General features: G+C 71.1%; 16 protein-coding genes and 2 pseudogenes. 7 read left to right on the forward strand and 11 right to left on the reverse strand.

Annotated features, from left to right (window positions below):
- Positions 1–86: 86 nt before the first annotated feature.
- Complete coding sequence (locus ACWD4O_RS41290; RefSeq protein WP_451288187.1) at positions 87–1,484, reverse strand: ABC transporter substrate-binding protein; 1,398 nt, start codon at positions 1,482–1,484, stop codon at positions 87–89.
- A gap of 427 nt (positions 1,485–1,911) precedes the next feature.
- Positions 1,912–3,054 (reverse strand): LacI family DNA-binding transcriptional regulator, encoded by a 1,143-nt coding sequence (locus tag ACWD4O_RS41295; protein WP_451288188.1) that lies wholly within the window; start codon positions 3,052–3,054, stop codon positions 1,912–1,914.
- Positions 3,055–3,527: 473 nt separating this feature from the next.
- On the opposite strand from ACWD4O_RS41295, the gene ACWD4O_RS41300 reads away from it, so the two are divergent.
- Positions 3,528–4,559, forward strand: a complete 1,032-nt coding sequence (locus ACWD4O_RS41300) for a Gfo/Idh/MocA family protein (RefSeq protein WP_451288189.1) — start codon at positions 3,528–3,530, stop codon at positions 4,557–4,559.
- A gap of 101 nt (positions 4,560–4,660) precedes the next feature.
- Positions 4,661–5,233 (forward strand): annotated as a pseudogene (locus ACWD4O_RS41305) (zinc-binding dehydrogenase); the annotation flags it as partial.
- Positions 5,234–5,383: 150 nt separating this feature from the next.
- Here the strand turns inward: ACWD4O_RS41305 and ACWD4O_RS41310 are convergent.
- Positions 5,384–5,539 (reverse strand): annotated as a pseudogene (locus ACWD4O_RS41310) (helix-turn-helix domain-containing protein); the annotation flags it as partial.
- The gene (locus tag ACWD4O_RS41315; protein ID WP_451288190.1) at positions 5,539–9,312 is read right to left on the reverse strand and encodes a CHAT domain-containing protein; all 3,774 of its coding nucleotides are present in this window, start codon (positions 9,310–9,312) and stop codon (positions 5,539–5,541) included. The gene ACWD4O_RS41315 and the pseudogene ACWD4O_RS41310, both read right to left, overlap by 1 nt.
- Before the next feature lie 81 nt (positions 9,313–9,393).
- Here ACWD4O_RS41315 and ACWD4O_RS41320 point away from each other — a divergent pair, with 81 nt between their 5' ends.
- Both ACWD4O_RS41320 and ACWD4O_RS41325 read left to right on the forward strand, forming a co-directional pair.
- On the forward strand, positions 9,394–9,786 hold the full coding sequence (locus ACWD4O_RS41320) for a hypothetical protein (protein WP_451288191.1): 393 nt from the start codon (positions 9,394–9,396) through the stop codon (positions 9,784–9,786).
- A 10-nt stretch (positions 9,787–9,796) separates the two neighbouring features.
- Positions 9,797–10,696 carry a hypothetical protein gene (locus tag ACWD4O_RS41325; protein WP_451288192.1) on the forward strand — a complete coding sequence of 300 codons (900 nt, stop codon included), beginning with the start codon at positions 9,797–9,799 and terminating at the stop codon, positions 10,694–10,696.
- Between the two features lie 51 nt (positions 10,697–10,747).
- Here the strand turns inward: ACWD4O_RS41325 and ACWD4O_RS41330 are convergent, their stop codons facing one another.
- Positions 10,748–12,199 (reverse strand): PucR family transcriptional regulator, encoded by a 1,452-nt coding sequence (locus ACWD4O_RS41330; RefSeq protein ID WP_451288193.1) that lies wholly within the window; start codon positions 12,197–12,199, stop codon positions 10,748–10,750.
- A 104-nt stretch (positions 12,200–12,303) separates the two neighbouring features.
- On the opposite strand from ACWD4O_RS41330, the gene ACWD4O_RS41335 reads away from it, so the two are divergent.
- From ACWD4O_RS41335 to ACWD4O_RS41345, 3 genes are read left to right on the forward strand one after another with little or no spacing between them, the layout of a single operon-like run.
- A complete protein-coding gene (locus tag ACWD4O_RS41335) occupies positions 12,304–13,839 on the forward strand; it encodes a purine-cytosine permease family protein (RefSeq protein ID WP_451288194.1) in 1,536 nt (511 codons plus the stop codon).
- A 28-nt stretch (positions 13,840–13,867) separates the two neighbouring features.
- Positions 13,868–14,269, forward strand: coding sequence for a YybH family protein (locus ACWD4O_RS41340; RefSeq protein WP_451288195.1), 402 nt, complete (start codon positions 13,868–13,870; stop codon positions 14,267–14,269).
- Positions 14,270–14,284: 15 nt separating this feature from the next.
- Positions 14,285–15,724: a gamma-aminobutyraldehyde dehydrogenase gene (locus tag ACWD4O_RS41345; RefSeq protein ID WP_451288196.1), complete on the forward strand. Its 1,440-nt coding sequence runs from the start codon at positions 14,285–14,287 to the stop codon at positions 15,722–15,724.
- A 133-nt stretch (positions 15,725–15,857) separates the two neighbouring features.
- Here ACWD4O_RS41345 and ACWD4O_RS41350 read toward each other — a convergent pair whose 3' ends face one another.
- The 6 genes from ACWD4O_RS41350 to ACWD4O_RS41375 form a co-directional block, all read right to left on the reverse strand.
- On the reverse strand, positions 15,858–16,964 hold the full coding sequence (locus ACWD4O_RS41350; RefSeq protein WP_451288197.1) for an aliphatic sulfonate ABC transporter substrate-binding protein: 1,107 nt from the start codon (positions 16,962–16,964) through the stop codon (positions 15,858–15,860).
- 174 nt (positions 16,965–17,138) lie between these two features.
- A complete protein-coding gene (locus ACWD4O_RS41355) occupies positions 17,139–17,255 on the reverse strand; it encodes a putative leader peptide (protein WP_451288198.1) in 117 nt (38 codons plus the stop codon).
- 139 nt (positions 17,256–17,394) lie between these two features.
- Positions 17,395–17,853 (reverse strand): RrF2 family transcriptional regulator, encoded by a 459-nt coding sequence (locus ACWD4O_RS41360; RefSeq protein ID WP_451288199.1) that lies wholly within the window; start codon positions 17,851–17,853, stop codon positions 17,395–17,397.
- A 53-nt stretch (positions 17,854–17,906) separates the two neighbouring features.
- Positions 17,907–19,136, reverse strand: coding sequence for an acyl-CoA dehydrogenase family protein (locus ACWD4O_RS41365; protein WP_451288200.1), 1,230 nt, complete (start codon positions 19,134–19,136; stop codon positions 17,907–17,909).
- Between the two features lie 206 nt (positions 19,137–19,342).
- Positions 19,343–20,209 carry a MurR/RpiR family transcriptional regulator gene (locus ACWD4O_RS41370; protein WP_451288201.1) on the reverse strand — a complete coding sequence of 289 codons (867 nt, stop codon included), beginning with the start codon at positions 20,207–20,209 and terminating at the stop codon, positions 19,343–19,345.
- Between the two features lie 64 nt (positions 20,210–20,273).
- Positions 20,274–21,218 carry a glycine betaine ABC transporter substrate-binding protein gene (locus ACWD4O_RS41375; protein WP_451288202.1) on the reverse strand — a complete coding sequence of 315 codons (945 nt, stop codon included), beginning with the start codon at positions 21,216–21,218 and terminating at the stop codon, positions 20,274–20,276.
- Positions 21,219–21,298: the final 80 nt, after the last annotated feature.

Below are 21,298 nucleotides of genomic sequence, written 5' to 3' on the forward strand. Positions count from 1 at the left end.
ATCGCCACCTGGGCGACGACGAAGGGCGTGGGCAGGCCGGGGAACGGGAAGCGGTGGCGTGCCGCCGCACGGGACCCGGTGGACCGTTACGACGTCTTGACGGTGAAGCCCTGGCCCTTTGCGTAGGTGGTCAGCCGCGACTGCCAGGTGCCGAGCCCGCGGAGGGTGTCGGTCTTGTCGGCGAGGGACTTGCCGACCGTCTCCGTCCAGTCCGTCGCCGCCTGGTCGAGGAACGGCGGCCACTGGAAGGAGGGGTCGACCTCGGTGCTGATGTCGGCGAAGACCTGGTTGACCTTCTGGCCGCCGTAGAAGGCGGGCGCGTCTCCGAGGAAGGAGGCGTCGGCGAGGAGGGCCTTGGTGGCGGGGAAGAAGAACTGCTCGGTGGCGAACATCTTCGCGCTGGCCGGGTCGCTGTTGAGGAACTGCGCGAACATCGCGGCCGCGACGGGGTTCTTGGTGGAGCGGATCACGGCGGTCGTCGAGCCGCCCCAGTTGCCGGAGGAGGGCTTGGACGCGTCCCACTGGGGGAGCGGGGCCGCGCGCCACTTGCCCGAGGTGGCCTTGGCGGAACCGGAGAGGAAGGCCGGGCCCCAGGCCCCGGTGAGCCAGGTGGCGTACTTGCCCTTGTTCAGCGCCGCATACCAGGAGTCGGTGAAGTCCGGCTCCACGCCGATGACTCCCTCCTTGGCGAGGCCACCCCAGTACGCGCCGAGCTTCTTCGACACCGCGTCGTCGACGCTGATGGTGATGTCGCTCTTGCCGGAGGTGACGTACGGCTTGCCGCCCGCCTGCCAGAGCAGGCCGTGCCAGGCGGCGACCTGGTTGGCGGCGAGGTTGGTGAGGTACACGTCCGGGTCGGCCTTGTGCAGTTTGCGGGCCGCGGCGGCGAACTCGTCCCAGGTACCGGGGACGTCGATGCCGTGCTCGTCGAAGATGTCCTGCCGGTACAGCATGCCCATCGGGCCGGTGTCCTGCGGGATCGCCCAGACCTCCCCCTTGCTCCCGCTGACCTGGCCCCAGGTCCAGTCGACGAACGTGGACTTGAGCGCGGAGGCGCCGTACGGCCGCAGGTCGAGGAGGCTGTCGGTGATGGTGAAGGTCGGGATGGCCTGGAACTCCATCTGCACCATGTCCGGGGCGCCGCTGCCGGCCTTCAGCGCGGTGCGCAGCTTGGTGTACTGGGGCGTGCCCTGGCCGGCGTTGACGACCTTGACCTTGACGGCCGGGTACTTGGCCTCGAAGAGCGCGACCTCCTTGTCGATGTTCGGGACCCAGGTCCAGAACGTCAGCTCGGTCGGCGTCTTCATCGCCTTGTCGATGTCGGCCTGGCTCACCGGCTTGCTGGAGCCGGAGGAACTGCCGGAGTCACCGCCGCCGCAGGCGGTGAGCGCGGCGCCGAGCGACAGGGCGCCCGTCGTGGCGAGGAACAGCCGACGGCTCATCGAAGAGGGGTCGGACATGGAGGTGGACGTGTTTCTGGGCATGGTGAACTCCCGCCGGTGGCGAAGGTGACGGCACGCCTGGCAAGGGCGTGCGGAAGCGTGCTGGAGGAGAGGCGTGGACACGCCGACCGGGGCTCTGGAGCCGACGGGGGCCGGGTGCGTGTCCTCGTGGACCGGGGCCGATGAGCGTTCCGTGTGGGGAAGTGGAGGCGGCGGCCGGAGAGGAATGCGGACGGGGCAGAGGCGGAGACCGTGTGGAACGTGGCTCAGCGGCTGCTGGGTTCAGGAGCGTCCCCGCGTCGATCGTGTGGCGGGGGCGTCTGAAGGGGCGGGGCGTGACCGGAGGATGCGGCTCGTCCTGGGATCACACGCGGGCCTGGCGCATATGCTGTCGGGGCTGATCGGGGCTGATCGGGGCTGATCGGGGCTGATCGGGGCTGATCGGGGCTGATCGGGGCTGATCAGTGGTTCAGTGGTGGCTGGGTGGGCCTCCGTTCGGCAGCGGCGGATGGTGTGCCTTTCCGCGGGAACGCGAGGCGGTACGCCGGCCACGAGCCGGAGCCGTCCGGCTCGGCGGAGGCGCGGTGGAGGCCCGCACGATCAGGTCGATCGGTGGGGCGCCGGCGGGCAGGGGGGCCGCGTCCGGGTTCTCGATGGCATGTACGAGTCGCTTGAGCCCCTCCTGCGCCACGGCGTCGAACGGCTGCCGCACCGTGGTCAGCGGAGGAGTCACATACGCGGCGACCGGAATGTCGTCGAAGCCGACGACGCTGACGTCCTCCGGTACCCGCCGCCCGGCCTCCGTCAGTGCGCGGATCAGGCCGATCGCCATGTCGTCGTTCGCGGCGAACACCGCGGTGACGTCATGGTCTTCGGCCAGTTCGAGGCCCGCCCGGTACCCTGACGCGGCCGACCAGTCACCCTCGATGGCGGGCGGCACATCCCGGCCGTGCCTGGTAAGGGTCGCCCGCCATCCCTCGAACCGGTCACGGGCGGCGTACCACCTCTGCGGGCCGGCCAGGTGATGGACCGTCGGATGGCCGAGCTCCAGCAGGTGTTCAGTGGCGGTGTGGGCCATCAGGTCGGCGCCGTCCCCCGCGGTCAGGACCGTGAGTGCGGTGACGGAGGAGGGTGCGCCGAGGACGAGGACCGGAACGTCGATGCGGAGGGAGGAGTCCCCTCCGGCACCGGCTTCGTCGATCGGTTCGGAGATGACGATGCCGTCCACGCCCTGATCGAGGAGCGAGTCCACGGCACCGGCCATGCCCGCCGGGTCGCCTTCCATCGTGTTGACCACGCGCAGCGCGTAGCCCGTGTCCCGGACGACCCGCTCGACACCCATGAGGAGCGAGGCGGGTCCGTACAGGGCGGTGCCCAGGGTCACCACTCCGATGGAGCGGGTACGTCCGGAGGCGAGTGCCCGGGCGGCGTTGTTACGCCGGTACCCGAGCTCTTCGGCGGCTTCGAGAACGCGTCGGCGGACCTCGGCGGAGACGTACTGCTCGTCGTTGAAGACCCTCGACACCGTCTTCTGCGAGACCCCGGCCAGGCGGGCCACGTCCACGCTGCGCGGAGCCGAGGCGTTCCCGCTCCGTGCTGATCCTCGCGTCATGGTGTCTCCCGGTGGCCGGATGTACGAGCCTGATGATGTCAGAACCGCACCTGACTGGCTACGCAGTCATGTCTGCGCTGTCATGTCTACGCAGTCATAAGGCCGCCGTCAAGAGTTCGGAACACATCCGTAACGCAGGCCTGGGACGACGCGGCCCTCACGGTGGGCCGACGCGCGACACCCATGCCTGGGGCGTCACGGTGGCGGGTCGGGTGCCAGCCCTCGCGGGGGACGGCTGCCGGCAGGGCGCGGGTGTAGGGGTGTTCGGGTGCGGTGCAGGCCCATGAGCATCCGCGCGACGGCGGTCTTGCTCGACTCGTTCTGACTGTGGCGTCTCCGGATCATTGACCTCGCGCACCATTGCATGAAGGCTCAGTCCTTGAGAAGGGGAATCCGCTGCGGGTCGATTCCCGTCTCGCCGGCCCGGCGGACCGGACCACGTTCTCCCCATCGAAGAAGACAGAGGAGTTCTCTTGGACACCCCCGTACGGATCGGACTGATCGGCTACGGCTTCGGCGGTCGCGTCTTTCACGCCCCGTTGCTCGCAGCCGCTCCGGAGTACGAGTTCCTGGGTGTGGTCACCGCTTCGCCCGAGCGCCGAGCCCAGGTCGCCCTGGACGTGAGCCGGCCGACGTTCGACTCACTGGAAGATCTGGTCCGTGCCGGCGCCGAGGCGGTCGTGGTCTCCACGCCCGCGGCCACGCACATCTCTTTGGTACGGCTGGCGCTGGAACTGGGCCTGGCCGTCGTCTGCGACAAGCCGTTCGCACTCGACGAGGCCTCGGCGCGTGCGACCGTCGAGTTCGCGGAGAAGCAGGGCCGTCCGCTGACGGTGTACCAGAACCGCCGGTGGGATTCGGACTTCCTCACTCTGCGGACGTTGCTGGACCGCGGCGAAATCGGCACCGTCCTCCGCTATGAGTCCCGGTTCGAGGTCTTCCAGCCCGAGGCGGGTGCTCCTGCCGCGGGCGGCGGCACCCTTGTCGACTTCGGCAGCCACCTGGTCGACCAGGCCTTGGTGCTGTCCGGCCCGGTGGAGCGGGTGTACGCGGAGATGCACCACCGCGATGACGAGGACGGACTCGACGACGACGTCTTTGTGGCCCTGACCCACCGCAACGGAGCGCACTCCCACCTGTGGGGCAGTTGGCGGCAGGGTGCCCCGGGGCCCAGCCTGCGGGTCACGGGGACTACGGGCACCTTTGTCGTCGACCACAGAGACAGCCAGGACCGCGCGCTGATGACCGGTGCGACCCCGCAGTCCGAGGGCGACAGCTGGGGTACCGAGCCCGAAAGCCTATGGGGCCGAGTGCAGCGCGGAGACACCGTCGAGCCCGTTGCCTCGACCCGCGGCAGGTGGGACCTGTTCTATACCGCTTTCGCCGCCGCGGTCCGTGACGAGGGACCTGTTCCCGTCGATCCCTGGGACGCGGTGGCCACCGCCACCGTTCTGGACGCTGCGCGGTCCAGCGCCGGCGACGGCCGGGTGGTGCGCCTGCCTTGACGCAATGCGCCGCGGCGTCCTCGTCGTCCCAGTGCTGTACGCCGTCGATGCGCGACCCTCGGCTGCTTCGCCGCCAACGCCGGGAGCTGATCGCCTCCGCGACCCTGTCCGACGTCTTCTGCACCGGCCACCACTGCGCGGTCACCGCCGACGTCGGCCCCCGTACGACCGTCACGGTCGTCGGTGACGGCGCGGTCGGCCTGTCCGCCGTCCTCGCGGCCAAACGACTCGGCGCCGAGCGGATCATCCTCATGGGCCGGCACAAGGGCCGCACCGACCTGGGCCGGGACTTCGGCGCCACCGACGTCGTGGCCGAGCGCGGCGACGAGGGCATCGAGCGCGTGCGCGAACTGACCGGCGGCCACGGCACGCACACGGTCCTCGAATGCGTCGGCACCCTGCCCGCCCTGCACATGTCGATCGGCACGGTCCGCCCGGGCGGCACCATCAGCCGGGTCGGCGCCCCGCAGTACCCCGAAGTCCCCCTGGGGTTCCCGGAGTTCATGAAGAACATCACGCTCACCGGCGGTGTCGCCCCGGCGCGCGCCTACATCGACGAGCTGCTGCCGGACATCCTGGAGGGCCGGATCGAACCGGGCCGTCTCTTCGACCGCACCGTCGGCCTCGACGCAGTCCCCGACGGCTACCGGGCCATGGCGGGCTTCGAGCAACTGGTGCAGGCCCGCGTCCACGGTCTGTTCGGCCGCCACGGTCGGGCGCTCCGTCCCCGCTCCGCCGCGGGCCGCACATGCGGCGAGATCCCGCAGATGCAGCAGCTCGGCTTCCTCCAGCAGCAGGGCGGAGGCGAGGGCGTCGACCACCGACGGGCTGGGGTTGGTCTCCCGGCCGCGTTCCAGCCGGGTGTAGTAGTCGATGCTCACCCCGGCCAGGGTGGCGATCTCCTCACGGCGCAGGCCCGGCCGGTGAGGATCAGCAGCAGGCTGACACACGGCCCGGCAATCCGTGAGAAGGCGAGTCATCAGGGCCCTGCGTGTACCTGGCACGCCCACAGGCTGGGCGTCCGGGGATAGGTGTCGCGCAGGGTGCGTACGGCGCGGTGCAGGGCCTCGGCCGTGCGGGCGACGTCGAGTGTGCCGTCGTCCCTGTTCAGGGTGTCGTACACGCTGAGCGCGACTTCCGCCCCGATCACGTCGTCGACGTGCCACAGGGAGCCGACGACATGGGGGAATCCGGCCATCTGGAAGGCGCTGACGATGTGGACGGCCTCGTCGGCGAGCTCGGGGCTGGTGCGCAGGGTGTCGCAGGCGGACAGGTAGGCGAGCCGGACCGACGGCAGTCGTAGTCGGGCCAGGTCGCGGACGGTCAGCGGGCGTTCGGTGTGGTCGTGCAGGACGAGGCGGCTGCCGGAGGCGCGTTCCAGGTCGCCCAGGGCGTGGCAGGCGAAGTGGGCGTAGGCGTGGCGGGGCAGGGCCGAGACGACCGCGGAGTGGGTGGCAGAGGCGTCCGCCAGCAGCGTGGCTCGGGGGAGCAGGCGGGCCAGGCGGTCGGCCTCGCGGCGTGCGCCGGGGAGCGGGGCCTGTCCGGCGGCCTGCGCGACGCTGACGACGAGGGTTCCGGTGCCTGCCGGGCGGGCGGCGCGCCCGCGGGCGTGGTGCAGGGCCCGCAGGGTCGGCGTGTACGAGGAGACCACCCGGTCCAGGGCGCCCGGAGCGGCGCCTGCGGGGGCCGCCGCGTGCAGGGGCAGCGTGCCCAGGAGACCGCCGGGCGACCACCACACACGGGTTGCCGCGGGGAGGCGGTCGAGGACCGGGCCGGTGACCGCCTGCCACAGCCAGGCGAGGGTTTCCCTTACGTCCTGCTGCGCGCGCTGCGACTGCTTGCGGGAGGTTCCGGGTGTCTCGATGCGGATCAGCGCGTCCTGGAAGGTCTGCCGACGTGTCGCCGTCGTCCGTGGGTCGAGGCCCGGGAGCGGCACGGCGTCGATGGAGTGCTCGGTGACGACCAGGGCGTCGCTGCCGTACGGCGAGACGTTGACCAGGACCACCGGGCCCGCGGCGGCCGTCGCGCACAGTTCGCGTTCGTCCCAGTCCCGGACCGGACGCAGCAGGCCCAGTTCGGGGTGCTCGGCGCGGATCCGGGCGACGAGGTCGCGCCATTCGGCGGCCAGTCGCTGCCGAAGGTCGGCGCGGGCGTCCTCGGGGCCGGGCGGTCCCTCTTCCAGGAACCCCTGGCTGCCGGTCGCCGTGTCCAGGGCCTCCCGGAGTTCTTCGAAGCGGTCGGCGAGGTCCGGGGCGGCCTCCCGGAGCCGGGTCAGATCGCTGTCGGCGTCGAAGGCGTGGGAGAGGATCACGCCCCTGGCCTGTTCGAGCAGACCGACCGCGAGCCCGGGCCGGCCGCAGCGCACGGCGCAGGCAGCGGCGGCGGCGCCCAGCCCGACGGTACGGCTCAGCAGGAGCTCCTGGTCGTCGCGGACGAGATGACGGGGCGCCACCGAGTGCAGCAGGTCGACCGCCACGACGTAGCCGTCCAGGGCGCCGTCCCAGTCACCCAGTTCCGCCCGGACGTCGCCCCAGGTCCGTGCGGCGTCCAGGCGCAGGGCGGGCGGGCACTGCTGTTCCAGGGCCGCTTCCTGGAACCGCTCGGCCGCTTCGACCAGATCGGCCGGGCGGCGACGGCGGCGGGACCCCACATCGCGCAGGGCGTGGCCGAGGTTTGCCAGGCGCTGGGTGCGCGTGGGGTGGCCGGGCGGGGTGGCCTCGACCGCCCGGCGGTACAGCGCGACCACGTCGTCCCGGCCGGCCGACGACAGCAGGGAGCGGGGGCTCAGGAGCCGCGCGCCCGCGGCCACCGTGAGGGCACCGGGCAGGTGGGGGGAGTTCGGGGGCAGCGCCTCGATCACCGCGTCGGTCAACTCGCGGGCCTCGCGGGCCTCGCCGATCCGCATCGTCCTCGAGACGCGGATCATCAGGGCGACGGCGAGGTTGTGGCGGCGCCGGGGCAGCATCGGGTCGCCCTGCGGGGTGAGGGCGAGCGCTTCCCTCAGGAGCCGTACCGCCTCGTCGAGTCGGGCGACCGGGTCGGGGACCCGCTCGAAGCCCGCCATGAGGCTGAGCCCGGTCGAGCTCAGCAGCGCCGCCCGGTGCGCCGGGCCCATGCCGGGCAGCTCGAAGGCCCGTCGCCGGGACTCCTGGGACTCCCGCAGGTCGTCGCCGTCCTCGGTCAGCAGGTGCCGCAGACTCAACGCGGCACCGAGGTTGAGCAGCCGCAGTCCGAGCGACCCGTGCCCCTCCCGGGTGAGTGCCACCGACTCCCGATGAGCCAGCACCGCCTCGTTCAACTCCTCCGGCCTTCCCGAGCGTTGATAGCAGGCGGCCAGCACCAGGCCCAGGTCGTCGAGCGCCGCGGGACGGTCCGGGTGGCCCGGCGGCATGAGCGCCTCGGCGTGCCGCAGCCGGCGCAGCGCCTCGTCCAGATCCGCCCCGTTCGCTTTCGGGTCGAGCAGGTAGCGGTTGTACAGGGCCATCGCGGGAGCGATGAGCGGCAGTCGCGGGCCGTCCGCCGCCTCCGCGGAGGCCAGGGAGCGGTCGGTGAGATCGAGCGCCGCGTCCAGATCGGCCTGGGAGCCGGTCGCGACGGAGCGGGCGCGCAGAGCGTTGCCCAGCGCGTTGCGCAGGGCGGCGGTCTCTCCCGGATTCCCTGTTGCCCGCAGCGCCCCGGTGAACACAGCGATCGCCTCGTCCAGATCCGCCACGCGGCCGGTGTGCTGCGACCTCAGGACGAGCGCCATGCCCAGGTCGTGGCCCGCCGCCGCGGGTCCCCTCGGATGGCCGGCGACGGCCCGGCGGCACACGTCCACCGCCTCGTCGCACTGCTCGGGCGTCGCCCCCTCCACGTGTCGCAACAGCAGCAGCGCTGCCCCCAGGGCGCTGAAGCAGTGTGGCAGATGCGGGTCGCCGGGCGGCAGCCGGTCCAGTACGTCCCGTGCGATGCCCACCGCCATGTGCAGGTCCTCGGCATCGTGCGAGTCCAGGTAGCGGTCCAGGAGCCGGCGGCCCAGAGCGTCGAGAACGAGGGGCCGTTCGGGGGAGTCGGCCGGGATCCGCCTGAGGGCGCCGCGGACGAACCGGACCGGATCCGCTTCCGCCAGGTCCCCGAACGGCCAGGTCGTCCCCGCGAGGGTCACGATGGCGGTCACACCTCTGAGCAGGCTCGGGAACCAGGGGTCGTACTCCGGCGTCGCGAGGACGGCGAGGCTGCCGAGCCCGATCGCGGTGGCGAGCTGAGTGTCGCGCGAGGGCGCCAGGGCGGCCATCAGCACGGCTGTCTCGTGGAGCCGGCGGTCGGCCTCGGAGGCGTCCGGCGGCGGGTTGTGCTGCCGTCCCTCCACCACGATCTCGAGCGCGGCGACCTGGGCCGCCCACTCGTCGGGACCGTCCGCGTTCGCCGGGTCGGGGTGCATGGCGGGATCGTTGGACGCGTAGCCCGCCGCCAACTCCGGTGGCACCAGCCCCGGATCGGCGACCCACACCGGGTAGAGCAGCGTCCCGGCCATGCACCCGTGGACGGCGCCACCATCTCCCGGGTCGGCCATCGCACGGGCGACGCAGAGCCAGCCGGCCGCGTGCCGGGCCTCCATGTCGGTCCTCGTGTCGCAGGTCCGTAGCAGTCCCCGGAGTTCGGCATCCGCGAAGGGACCGAACACCACGTCCGGGTCCACACCCCCGTCCGCCGTATCGGCCCGGCCGAGGCGCACGCGAACCGCCTGAAGGAACCACTCCCGGTCGTACCTCACGCCTTCGCTCCCCCCGGCCGTCGCCTCCGACGACGCGTCAACTCACCGTCAACTGTGCCTGATCTGCGGCACACTTGGACCATGACTGCATCTCCCGACCTCCCTCAGCCCGACCGCAGGGCGGCGGCGCTGTGCGCGCTGCTCGGCTCGCCGGAGGACCTGCGGCAGCCAGGGGTCCGGGAGACGGCCGGGCGGGCACGGGACTTGCTGCGGTCAGGCGCGGGCTCCGACGAACTCACCGCCTGCTTCCGTGCCCTGGACATGCTGCTGCGCCAGACCGGGGACGCACGCGGGCTGGTCAACGAGTCCCGGGGCGGGGAAGTCCCCGGCATCACGCCCCACATCAAGGTGGCCCTGTGCCCGGGACCGGCCCGGTGCACCCGCGTCGAACGGGCCCGCGACCTGCTCCCGGCCCCGCACTGCGCCGTCAACGACACCCGTATGCGCAAGGGCCGACTGGGCCCCGCACAGTGACGCCGCCCGCATGAACCCTCTCCTCGCCACCCTGGGCGGCAAACTCACCGAGCGCTGGCTGAACCTGCTGGTCCTCCCCGGCGCGCTCTTCCTCGCCGCCACGGCCGTCGGCACCACCCTGGGTCACCGCCACTGGAACGACATCGACCGGCTGCGCACCACCCTGGACGACCTCGCCGCCCGCCCGGTCCTCGACCGCACCGGGACCGCCGCACTCCTGGTCGCCCTCGTCCTGCTCACCGCGACCGCGGCCTCACTCGCCGCGCAGTTCCTCGGCGGCGTGATCGAGCAGTACTGGTTGCGCTTCGCCCGTGACCCGCTGTCGCACGCCCTCGTCGACCGGCGCAGGCGGAAGTGGGAACGCCAGGAGCAGGAACTCAATGCGGCCTACCCCGTCACCAGCACCGATGCCGAAGGCGGCGACGTTGCGCAGATCCAGGCCCTCATCGACGCCCGCAACCGCGTGGCGCTGCGCAAACCCACCCGCCCCACCTGGTACGGCGACCGCATGCAGGCGACGGCAGACCGGGTGGAGGCCGCCTACGGCGTGGACCTGGCCGCTCTCTGGCCCCGCCTGTGGCTGATCCTCCCCGAACCCGCCGTACGCCACATCCAGTCGGCGCACGACTCCTTCAGCGCCGCCGCCCGCCTCGCCGCCTGGGCCGTGGGCTACGCCCTGCTCGCCTGCTGGTGGTGGCCGGCCGCGCTGGTCGCCGTCGGCTGCGCGGCGGTCGCCCGCTCCCGCGCCCGTGAGGCACTGGACGCGCTCGCCGGGCTCATCGAGGCGGCCGTCGACGTTCACGGCCGGGAACTGGCCGGGCGGGTCGGTCTGATCGGGACGGACTCGACGGGGCCGCTCGGCCATGAGACGGGGGACCGGATGTCGGAACTGTTCAGGAAGGCCGAGTGAGAGCGCGGGCGACATCTACGGTACGGATGGCGTCCGGCACCGGATAACCGCTCAGTCGGTGAGACCCAGTGCCCCCGCTGCCTGGATCGCCAGCCAGACCTCGGCCAGTGCCCCCGTCGACGTCAGGTCGCGCTGGGCGAGAGCGCCGAAGCGGCGTAGCCGGTAGGCGAGGGTGTTCGGATGGATGTGGAGCGCCGCCGCAGCCGTCTCGGTACGGCGGTCGCGCTCCATCCAGGTGCGGGCGGAGACCAGCAGCTGCGAGTCATGGGCCTCGTCGTAGCGCAGGACCTCGCCGAGCACGTGCTCGACCAGTGCGGTCAGGACGGCGGGGTCGTCGGGCAGCCACCGGCCTGTCGAGTCGTCACCGTACCGGACGACGGGGCGGCCCGACTCCACGGACTTGGAGACCGCCCAGAGCGCCTCTCGCTGGGCGACCTTCAGTGCCGCGCCCGGCAAGAAGGGGCGGCTCATCCCGGCGGCCACGACCGGCAGCTCACCGACGGCCGCCGCCAGCTCCGGCGCTCCCAGGATGTAGCGGTCCTCGCCCCGGGTGAGCAGCAGATAGGGATGGTCCTCCAGGCAGCGCAGCAGCGCCTCGTCGGTGGTGTGGCGCACCACGAGAAGCACGGTGTCGCCCTCGATCGCGTGCCGGGCGAGCCGGCGGCGTGCCGTCTCCGGGTCGAGCACCTCCTGGAGGAGTTCGGCCAGCGTCTCCGCGCCCTCGCGGCGCAGCGTCTCGCGTTCGTTGCGCACCATCGCCAGCCGCAGTGCCGCCACGGTGGCGATGTGCTGGGCGACGGCGAGTCCCGCGGGCTGTGCGCCCTGACGCTCGTACGCGACGAGAAAACCGGCCGGGCCGCCGGGAGCGGGGACCGGCAGGACGAATCCGCCGGGGATGGTCGGGGGAGCGTCGACGGAGGCGGGCAGGACGGCGGGATCCGGCGCGGGAACGCCGGGCAGGAGGGGGCGGCCCTGCGGCGTGCAGAGATAGACGTCGTAACCCGACAGGTCTTCGAGGCGGCGCAGCAGGGTCGGCGTGTCGAGGTCCTCGGCGACCAGCCAGCGCAGCGCTCCGAACACCTGGAGCTGCGCGCCCAGCCGATGCCGGGCGTCCTCGTGGACCGTGGCCGCGACTTCCTGGGCGACAGCGATGAACGGGACGGCGAGCGGCACTTCGAGGACCGGGAAGCCCCGCTCCTCCGCCGCGCGGAGGAACGCGTCGTGCAGCGGGGGCATGTGCAGCTGCGCGGAGAGCGCGAGAGCGGACACCCCGGCGTCGTCCAGCCGCTCCAGATAGGCGCGCTGTCCGGCCGCGGTACGGGGGATCGCCAGACCAGTCGTCATGATCACCTCGGCTCCCAGGAGCCAGGGCGTCGGATCGGCGAGCTCGCTGGCGTGTGCCCAGGACACGGACCGGTTCAGACCGCCGCTGCCTGCCTTCACGGAGAGCTGGAGCGCCGGGAAGGAGAGCAGGTCCCCGACGGTGAGTTTGTTGCTGGCCACACAAAACAGCGTACGTCTCCGTGATGGACACAATTGTCGCTGGTCGTCGGCGGGCCACACACTGTGTAACCGTCCCCCCTGCATGAACGGAAGGTGGAGCGCCCGTGACGACCTCGATCACCGAAATCGAGACCTATGGAGTCGAGCGGATCCCGGACGAGGACCGCACGGCCCGCCCGATCGATCTGTTCCGGCTCGCCTTCGGCGGTGCCAACACCTTCGCGACCTGTGTGCTGGGCGCCTTCCCGATCCTCTTCGGCCTGTCCTTCTGGCAGGGGCTCGCGGCGACCGTCCTCGGCCTCGTCGCGGGTGCGCTGCTGCTGGCCCCGATGGCACTGTTCGGCCCCGCCAACGGCACGAACAACGCCGTCTCCTCCTCCGCGCACCTGGGTGTGCACGGCCGGGTCGTCGGCTCGTTCCTCTCCCTGCTCACCGCCGTCGCGTTCTTCTCGATCTCGGTGTGGTCCTCGGGGGACGCCCTCGTCGGCGGCGCGCACCGGCTCGTCGACGTCCCCGAGTCGGACGTCACCTACGGCATCGCGTACGCGATCTTCGCCGGGCTCGTCCTGGTCGTCTGCATCTACGGCTTCAAGTTCATGCTGCTGGTCAACAAGATCGCGGTGCTGGCGGCGTCGGCCCTCTTCGTGCTCGGCGCCTTCGCCTTCGCGGGCGACTTCGACCCCGGCTACGCGGGAGCCTTCGCTTCCACCGCCGACCCGCTGTTCTGGCCGTCGTTCATCGGCGCCGCGCTGATCGTGCTGTCCAACCCGGTCTCCTTCGGCGCGTTCCTCGGCGACTGGTCCCGCTACATCCCGGCCGGGGCCCCGCGCCGCCGCGTGATGGGGGCCGCTTTCCTCGCCCAGATCGCCACCCTGCTGCCGTTCCTCTTCGGCCTGGGCACCGCGTCGATCATCGCGCAGAAGGCCGCGCCGTACGTCGACCCGGCCGCCCCCAACTACGTGGGCGGACTGCTCGCGATCTCGCCCGGCTGGTACTTCCTGCCGCTCTGTCTGATCGCCCTGATCGGCGGCCTGTCCACCGGCACGACGTCCCTGTACGGCACGGGTCTCGACTTCTCGAGCGTCTTCACGCGCTTCAGCCGCGTCCAGGCCACCTTCTTCATCGGCGCCCTGTCCATCGCGTTCATCTTCGTCGGCCGCTTCGCGCTCAACCTCGCGCAGTCCATCTCCACCTTCGCCACGCTGATCATCACCTGCACCGCACCGTGGATGATCGTCATGACGCTCGGCTATGTCACCCGGCGCGGCTGGTACGACGCGGAGGCGCTGCAGGTCTTCAACCGCCGTCAGCGCGGTGGCCGCTACTGGTTCACGCACGGCTGGAACTGGCGCGGCATGTCCACCTGGCTCGTCTCCGCCGTCGTGGCGCTCCTCTTCACCAACCTCCCCGGCCAGTTCGTCGGCCCACTGGGCGACCTCGCGGGCGGCACGGACATCTCGCTGCCGGTCGGCCTCGGCCTCGCCGTCGTGCTCTACCTGGCCCTGCTCACCCTGTTCCCCGAGCCGCGCGAAGTGTACGGACCTGCCGGACCCCGCTTCGTCCGGGCGTCGGACGCCCCGGTGCCGCCCATCACCGGCGGGGACGAGGAGACCGTCCCCGAGCCCGCCCTGGCCAAGTGACACCTGTGACCCGCGCAAGGAGCCGAGCATGAGCACCACCACCGTCCAGGAAGTCCGGACCGCCGCGGACGCACTCGTCGCAGCCTTCGCCGAGGGCCGCCTCGACGACTACTTCGACGCCTTCGCCCCCGACGCGACCTTCGTCTTCCACACCACCCCGCAACGGCTCGGCTCCACGGCCGAGTACCGCGCACTGTGGCAGCGGTGGGTGGCGGAGGACGGCTTCCGCATCCTCGGCTGCACCTCGTCCGCCCAGCTGATCCAGCCCTTCGGCGACACCGCCGTCTTCAGCCACGACGTGGAGACCCGGATCTCCACCCACGCCGGCGAGGAGACGGTCCAGGAGCGCGAGACCATCGTCCTCGCCCGCGCCGAAGGGGGTCGCTGGGTCGCCGTACACGAGCACCTTTCCGCCCGCACCGCCGCCTGACCAGGAGAGACGTCCATGAGTACCACCTTCCGCAACTACATCGACGGTGCATTCGCGGACGCGGCGGACGGCCGCACACTCGACGTGGTGGACCCCACCACCGGTGACGTCTACGCGACCTCCCCGCTCTCCGGCGCGCCGGACGTCGACGCGGCGATGGCGGCCGCGGCCGCCGCGTTCCCCGTCTGGCGCGACACCACCCCGTCCGTACGGCAGCGCGCCCTGCTGAAGATCGCCGACATGATGGAGGCACGGGCCGACGAACTGGTCGCCGCGGAGAGCCGGGACACCGGCAAGCCGCTCCACCTCACCCGCAGCGAGGAACTCGCCCCCGCCATCGACCAGGTCCGCTTCTTCGCGGGCGCGGCCCGGATGCTGGAGGGCCGCTCGGCCGGCGAGTACATGGAGGGGATGACCTCCATCATCCGCCGCGAGCCGGTCGGCGTGTGCGCACAGGTCGCGCCGTGGAACTACCCCCTGCTGATGGCGGTCTGGAAGTTCGCCCCGGCGCTCGCGGCGGGCAACGCGGTGGTCCTCAAGCCCTCGGACACCACCCCGGCCTCCACGGTGCTGCTAGCTGAGATCATCGGCGGTGTCCTGGCGGAGCTGGGGCTGCCTCGTGGCATCTTCAACGTGGTCTGCGGCGACCGCGAGACCGGCCGCCTGATGGTGGAGCACCCGACCCCCGCGATGGCCTCCATCACCGGTTCCGTGCGCGCCGGCATCCAGGTCGCCCAGAGCGCGGCCAAGGACGTCAAGCGGGTCCACCTGGAGCTGGGCGGCAAGGCCCCGGCCGTGGTCTTCGAGGACGCCGACCTGACGAAGGCGGTCGAGGACCTGGTGGTCGGCGGATTCTTCAACGCCGGCCAGGACTGCACGGCCGCGACCCGCGTCCTGGTCCACGAGTCGGTCCACGACGAGTTCGTCGCCGCCCTCGCCAAGGCCGCGGCCGACACCAGGACCGGACAGCCGGACGACGAGGACGTGCTGTACGGACCGCTCAACAACGCGGGCCAGCTCGCCCAGGTCAGCGGCTTCATCGAGCGCCTCCCCGAGCACGCCAGGGTCGAGGCGGGCGGCCACCGGGTCGGCTACAAGGGCTACTTCTACGCCCCGACCGTGGTCTCCGGCCTCCGCCAGGACGACGAGATCATCCAGAACGAGGTCTTCGGCCCGGTCATCACCGTCCAGTCCTTCACGGACGAGGCCCAGGCCGTGCAGTACGCCAACGGCGTCGACTACGCGCTGGCCTCCTCGGTGTGGACCAAGGACCATGCGCGGGCGATGCGGATGTCGAAGAACCTCGACTTCGGGTGTGTGTGGATCAACACCCACATGGCACTCGTCGCCGAGATGCCGCACGGCGGCTTCAAGAAGTCCGGATACGGCAAGGACCTCTCCGCGTACGGCTTCGAGGACTACACGCGGATCAAGCACGTGATGACCTCGCTCTGACATCCGGGAATGCGTCGCCCACCTTGGCTCTGCACCGGGCAGGCGACGTATTCAGGTCCGGCGCCTACCGCCGGACAGGGGCTGCTCCCAGGAGGTCGTCACCCTCCTGGGAAAGCAGCGGGTCCGGTTGTCGTTACTCGACGCCGAGACCGGCGTCGTCGACCGTGGTCTTGCCCGCGGCCTTGAGGACCTTGTTGAGCGGTGCGAGGTCGTAGATGTCCTTCAGGTCGGGCTTCTCCAGGAGACCGGCCTTGACCGCGTGCTCCGCCTCGGTGTTGAGGGTGGAGGCCAGCGGGTCGTCGAGGAAGGTGATGGACTTCCAGGCCGGGTCGATGACGTCGGCGGGCAACGCCTTGCCCGACAGCTTCTCCAGCGCCGCGTTGGCGGACGTCTTGGCCTTCTCCGGGTTGGCGTTGATCCACTCGTTGGTCTTCACGGAGCCGCGCAGTACGGCCTCGACGACGTCAGGGTGCGCCTTGAGGAACTTCTGCGACACGATGATGTTCGTGATCACGAACTTCTTGTCGGGCCACAGCGTCGACTCGTCGAGCAGCACCTTGCCGCCCTCGGCGACCAGCTTGGAGGCGGTCGGCTCCGGCACCCAGGCGCCGTCGATGGAGCCGGACTTGTAGGCGTCCGGGGTGACCTTGTTGTCCGTACGGACGACGGAGACGTCGCCCTGGCCGCTCTGCGCGTCGACCTTCCAGCCCTTCTCCGCGATCCAGTTGAGGAACGCGACGTCCTGGGTGTTGCCGAGCTGCGGGGTGGCGATCTTCTTGCCCTTGACGTCGTCCAGGGACTTGATCTTCTTCGGGTTGACGACGAGCTTCACACCACCGGAGGCGGAACCGCTGATGATGCGCAGGTTCTTGCCGTCGGACTTGGTGTAGCCGTTGATGGACGGGGAGGGGCCGATCCAGCCGATGTCGATGGAGCCGGCGTTCAGCGCCTCGATCTCGGACGGGCCGGCGTTGAAGGTGGCCGCCTTGATGGTGGTGCCGCCGAGCTCCTTCTGGAGCAGGCCCTCCTGGACGCCCACCAGAGCGGTGGCGTGTGTGAGGTTGGGGAAGTAGCCGATCTTCACTTCGTCGGCGGAGAGCTTCTTGGCGCCTGCCGCGACCTCGGCCTGCTTGCCGTCGTCGGTGGACTCGGAACCGTAGCCGCAGGCGGTGAGCAGGAGGGGGAGCGCGGCTATGACGGCGGTGATGCGCAGGGCGGTGAGCGGTCTCGCGGCAGACACAGAGGTGTCCTCTCAGGGATGGGCGATCAGGGATGGGCGATCAGGGATGGGCGATCAGGGACGTGCGAAAAGTGAGGTGCGAAAAGTGAGGGCGTCCGACCCACCAGGCCGGCCACACCCGCCGACGAGGTCGAGCGGCGGTGAGGCAGGGCGACGGCGACGGTTCGGGGAGCGTCAGGTTCTGTGGCCTCGGAGGGGCCGACAGATGGCACTGGACGTACGACCGAGGTCGATGTGACGACGCGAGGTCAGCAGGGGCAGCACGCGGCCGACGTGGTCGAACGCTCTCATGGCCACCCCCGCGGATCCCTAGTTTTCCTACCTGGATGATGGGGATCGTGGCAGAAGGTGGCGTCCATCCCAAGAGGGTGTTCGTATGACGGACACAACCTTCTCGCTCTGTGAGATCAGTTGTGTGTGGCCCGGCGGATCAGGGGTTGACCCACGCGCCTGGGGCGTTGGTCAACGTGCAGACATCGGGGGGCAGTTGGGCCGATGCGACGTCGGCGAGCGACACGCCTTCGAGGATCTCGCGCACGTTGGACCGCAGTGCGATCCACAACGGGAGCAGCGACTCGGCGGGGCCGGTGTAGGACAGATCCGGCGGGCGGACCCCGCGTACCGAGACCAGTGGTCCGTCCACGGTGCGGATGACGTCGGCGATGCTGATGGAGTCGGCCGGCCTGGCCAGCCGGTAGCCGCCGTTGCCGCCGCGCCGGCTGAGCACGAGACCGGCTCGGCGCATGTCGTTGAGGATGCTTTCGAGGAACTTGTGCGGGATGTCCTGGGCGTCGGCGATGGCCTCGGCCTTCAGTGGCCCGTCGTCCCGTGACGCGGCGAGCTGCAGCGCGGCACGTACCGCGTAGTCCGCCCTGGCTGAGATCCGCATGTGCGCATTATCCCGTACCGATGTGGTGGAGGGCGCGCCCTCGACGCCGGTGGTCAGACGGGCAGGACGAACGGAGGGTGTGCGCCGTTGAGGAAGTAGTCCCCGACGTCGCGGAGCCGGTGGGCGACGGGCTCGTACAGGGTGTGGGTCCGCGCGTTGCGCCAGAAGCGGTCGAAGCCCAGCCGTGAGGACGCGGAGCGGGGCCCGACGATGTCGAGGGCGCGGGCGGTGGACTCCTGTGCGGCCCTGGAGGCGGCGGCTTCGGCCATGGTCACGAGGACCGAGATGTCCGCGTACTCGTCGTAGGTGAGGTCCGGGCCGTGTGCCAGCCCGGCGTGCACGGCTTCCAGCGCTTGCCCGGAGAGTGCGGAGGCGGCCCGGGCGAGGACGGTGAGTTCGCCGTAGACGGTCAGCGTCTGCGGGTCCTGGGGAGAGCCGACCGGCCAGGCCGGATGCCAGGGGGAGTGGCCCGCCCTGCTGTACTCACGCGCCTCGGCGAGCACTCCCTCGGTCATGCCGAGAAGGAGCTGGACGGAAAGGAGGCGTCCGATCGGCGATATGAGAGCGACCAGGGGCGACAGGACGTCCTCGTCCGCGGACAGGGAGCCGAGTACGTCGTCGGCGGCGACCGGCACGGAGTCGAACTCCACGCTGCCCCCGGCTGCGAGCCGCTGGCCGAACGTGTCGACGTCGCCGTCGATCCGCACGCCGGGATGGGCCGGATCGACGGCGACGGCGAGTGGTTCGCCGGTGCCGGCCCGCTCGGCCCGCACGACGAGGCGGTCGGCGACCAGAACCCCCGTGGCGTAGCTCTGCCGACCGTCGAGCACATGGCCCCGAGCCTTCCTGGTCAGCGCCAGGGGCAGCTCCTGTCGGGCGAGACTGCCACCCCAACACCACTGCTCCGCCGCGGACTTCTGCTCGAACCGGGCGGCAACGGCGGGCTCGGTGAAGAACCGGGCGCTCCACGACAGGAAGTAGTGGCAGCCGAGCAGTTGACCGATGGCGCCGTCGGCGGCGGCGATCTCCCGGACGACGGCGTAGGCCGTGCGCCAGTCCGCGCCGCCGCCCTCGAACTCGCTCGGGAGGAGGAGCGTCAGCAGTCCCGCTTCGCGCAGTCGAGACACCTCGTCGAACGGGGTCTTGCCCGCGTGCTCCCTGGCCACCGCGTCCGTGGCCAGGTCGTCCGCCGTCTCGCGGGCCACCTGCAGCCAGTGCGCGCGGCCGGGGCCCGTCCGGGCGGATTCCGAGGCGGGTCCGGACGGCGCAGTGGCAACGCCCATGGCGGTGGTCTCCTCACGGTCGGCGGCAGAGTCACGTCCCCACCCGATGGAGTGAATCGTTGCTGCCTGTGGGGCATGTGCATCATCCTCGGCACCCGCCGGGCAGGCCGTCAACTCTTTCCTAGTAATTCGATAGGAAATATAGGGAACGCAACGCCGTGGGGACAAGTCCCGGACGTCTCGACAGGGTTGCGGGCACCCTCGGCTCAGTCGACGAACAGTCCCCGCGCCGCGGCCCGCGCGTCGAACTCCTCCAGGTGGGCCTGGGCGTCCGGCAGGGCGTCGCACATCGCTTCCAGGAGGACCTGCCCCAGCAGCATGGGGGCGCTCACGGTGTCGAACACCAGGCCCGTCCCCACGGCCGCCGGCAGGAGCAGATCGCTGTGCGCCGCCACCGGGGCGAACGTGCCGTCGGCGATCGTCACCACGGTCAGCCCCGTGGCACGGGCGTGGCTGAGCGCGGCGAGGATCTCGCGCGGGTGGCGGGGCAGCGCGAAGCACAGCAGCGCGCTCGCGCCCGCGTGCCGGGCCGCATCGACACGGTCGGCGAGCAGGGAACCGCCCTCGTCGAGCAGGCGCACGTCGGGGTGGACCTTCGCGGCGAAGTAGGCGAAGCCCCGCGCCGGAGCGGCGGAGGCGCGCAGCCCGAGCACCGGCAGCGGCCGGGAGGCGGCGAGCAGCCGACCGGCGCGCTCCACGGGCCCCGGATCCGCGAGCAGGGACGCCAACTGCCGCAGGTTGTCGATCTCGGCCCGCACCGCCTGCTGGTACGGGTTGCTCGGCTCCTGGTCCAACGGGGTTCCGGGGGGCGCGAGTTGTCGCACATGGCTGCGCAGCCCCGGATATCCGTCGAAGCCGAGGGCGATCGCGAAACGGGTCACCGACGGCTGGCTCACACCGGCCAGTTGAGCCAGTTCCACGCTCGACAGAAAGGGCACGTCCGCCGCGCGCCGCACCAGGCAGTGCGCGATGCGACGCTGCGTCGGGGTGAGCCGACGGCCCTCGAAGAGCTGGTGCAGCCGTGCGGAGGCGCCGACACCCGCAGGTATGTCGGTGCCGGCGCCTTCACTCATCTGCTTCCCCCAGCTGTTGCGTTGCCGAACCGGCCCGACCGTGTGGTCGGCATCGCCGAACCCGTCAGCTCACGAGGCCGGCCTTCGTCAGCCACTCCTTCGCGACCGTGGCGGCGTCCTCCTTGTCGTTGACGAGCTTCTTCATCATGTCCTGCAGGTCGGCGGTGGTGAGCTTGGCGGAGACGCCGTTGAGCGCCGCCTTGGCCGTGTCGTCGACCGCGGACTTGTAGACGAGGGGCGTGACGTTCTGCGAGGAGAAGAGGTTCTTCGGGTCCTCCAGCACCACCAGCTTGTCCTCGACGATGGCCGGGTCGGTCGTGTAGATGTTGGCGGCCTGCACCTTGTCGTCCTTCAACAGCTTCAGCAGGGTGCTCTGGGCACCCGCGTCGAGCGGCTGGAACTTCCCGAACTCGACGCCGTAGACCGTCTTCAGGCCGACTCCGCCCTGGGTGCGGGTCTTGAACTCCGAACCGGCACCGATGGTCATGTCCTTCGCGACCGGCTTGAGGTCGGCGAGGGTCTTGAGGTTGTACTTGGCGGCGGTCTCCGCGGTGACCGTGACCGAGTCCTTGTCCTGGGCCTCGGCCGAGTCGAGGATCTCCACCGACGACGGGAGCTTCTGCTTCAGCTCGGCGTTGATCTCCTCGGTGCCGGTCGCGGTGCTCGTCTTGTCGACCGCGACGGCCAGCAGAGCGCCGTTGTACTCGGGGAAGACGCTGATGCCGCCCTTGACGATCTGGTCGTAGTAGACCTCACGCGCTCCGATGTCGAACTTGCGCGTCACCTTCAGGCCCTTGGCCTCGAGCGCCTCGGCGTAGATCTCGGCGAGCAGCTGGTTCTCGGGGAAGTTCGCCGAGCCGACGACGAGGGTCTTGCCGTCGGCGGCGGCGCTGCTGCCGCCCGCCAGCGGATTGCTGTCGCTGTCGCCGCCATCGCCGCAGGCGGTCAGCGAGAAGGCGGCGATCAGGCCGAACGCGGCGGCGCGGTACACAGCTCTCTTGGGACTCATGGGTGTTTCCTTTCTCAGGGCACGGAAGGCACGGAGGGCACGGAGGCCCGCAGGGCTGGGAAGCTCGGGAAAGCTCGGGC

Source organism: Streptomyces sp. NPDC002623 (genome assembly GCF_053592635.1).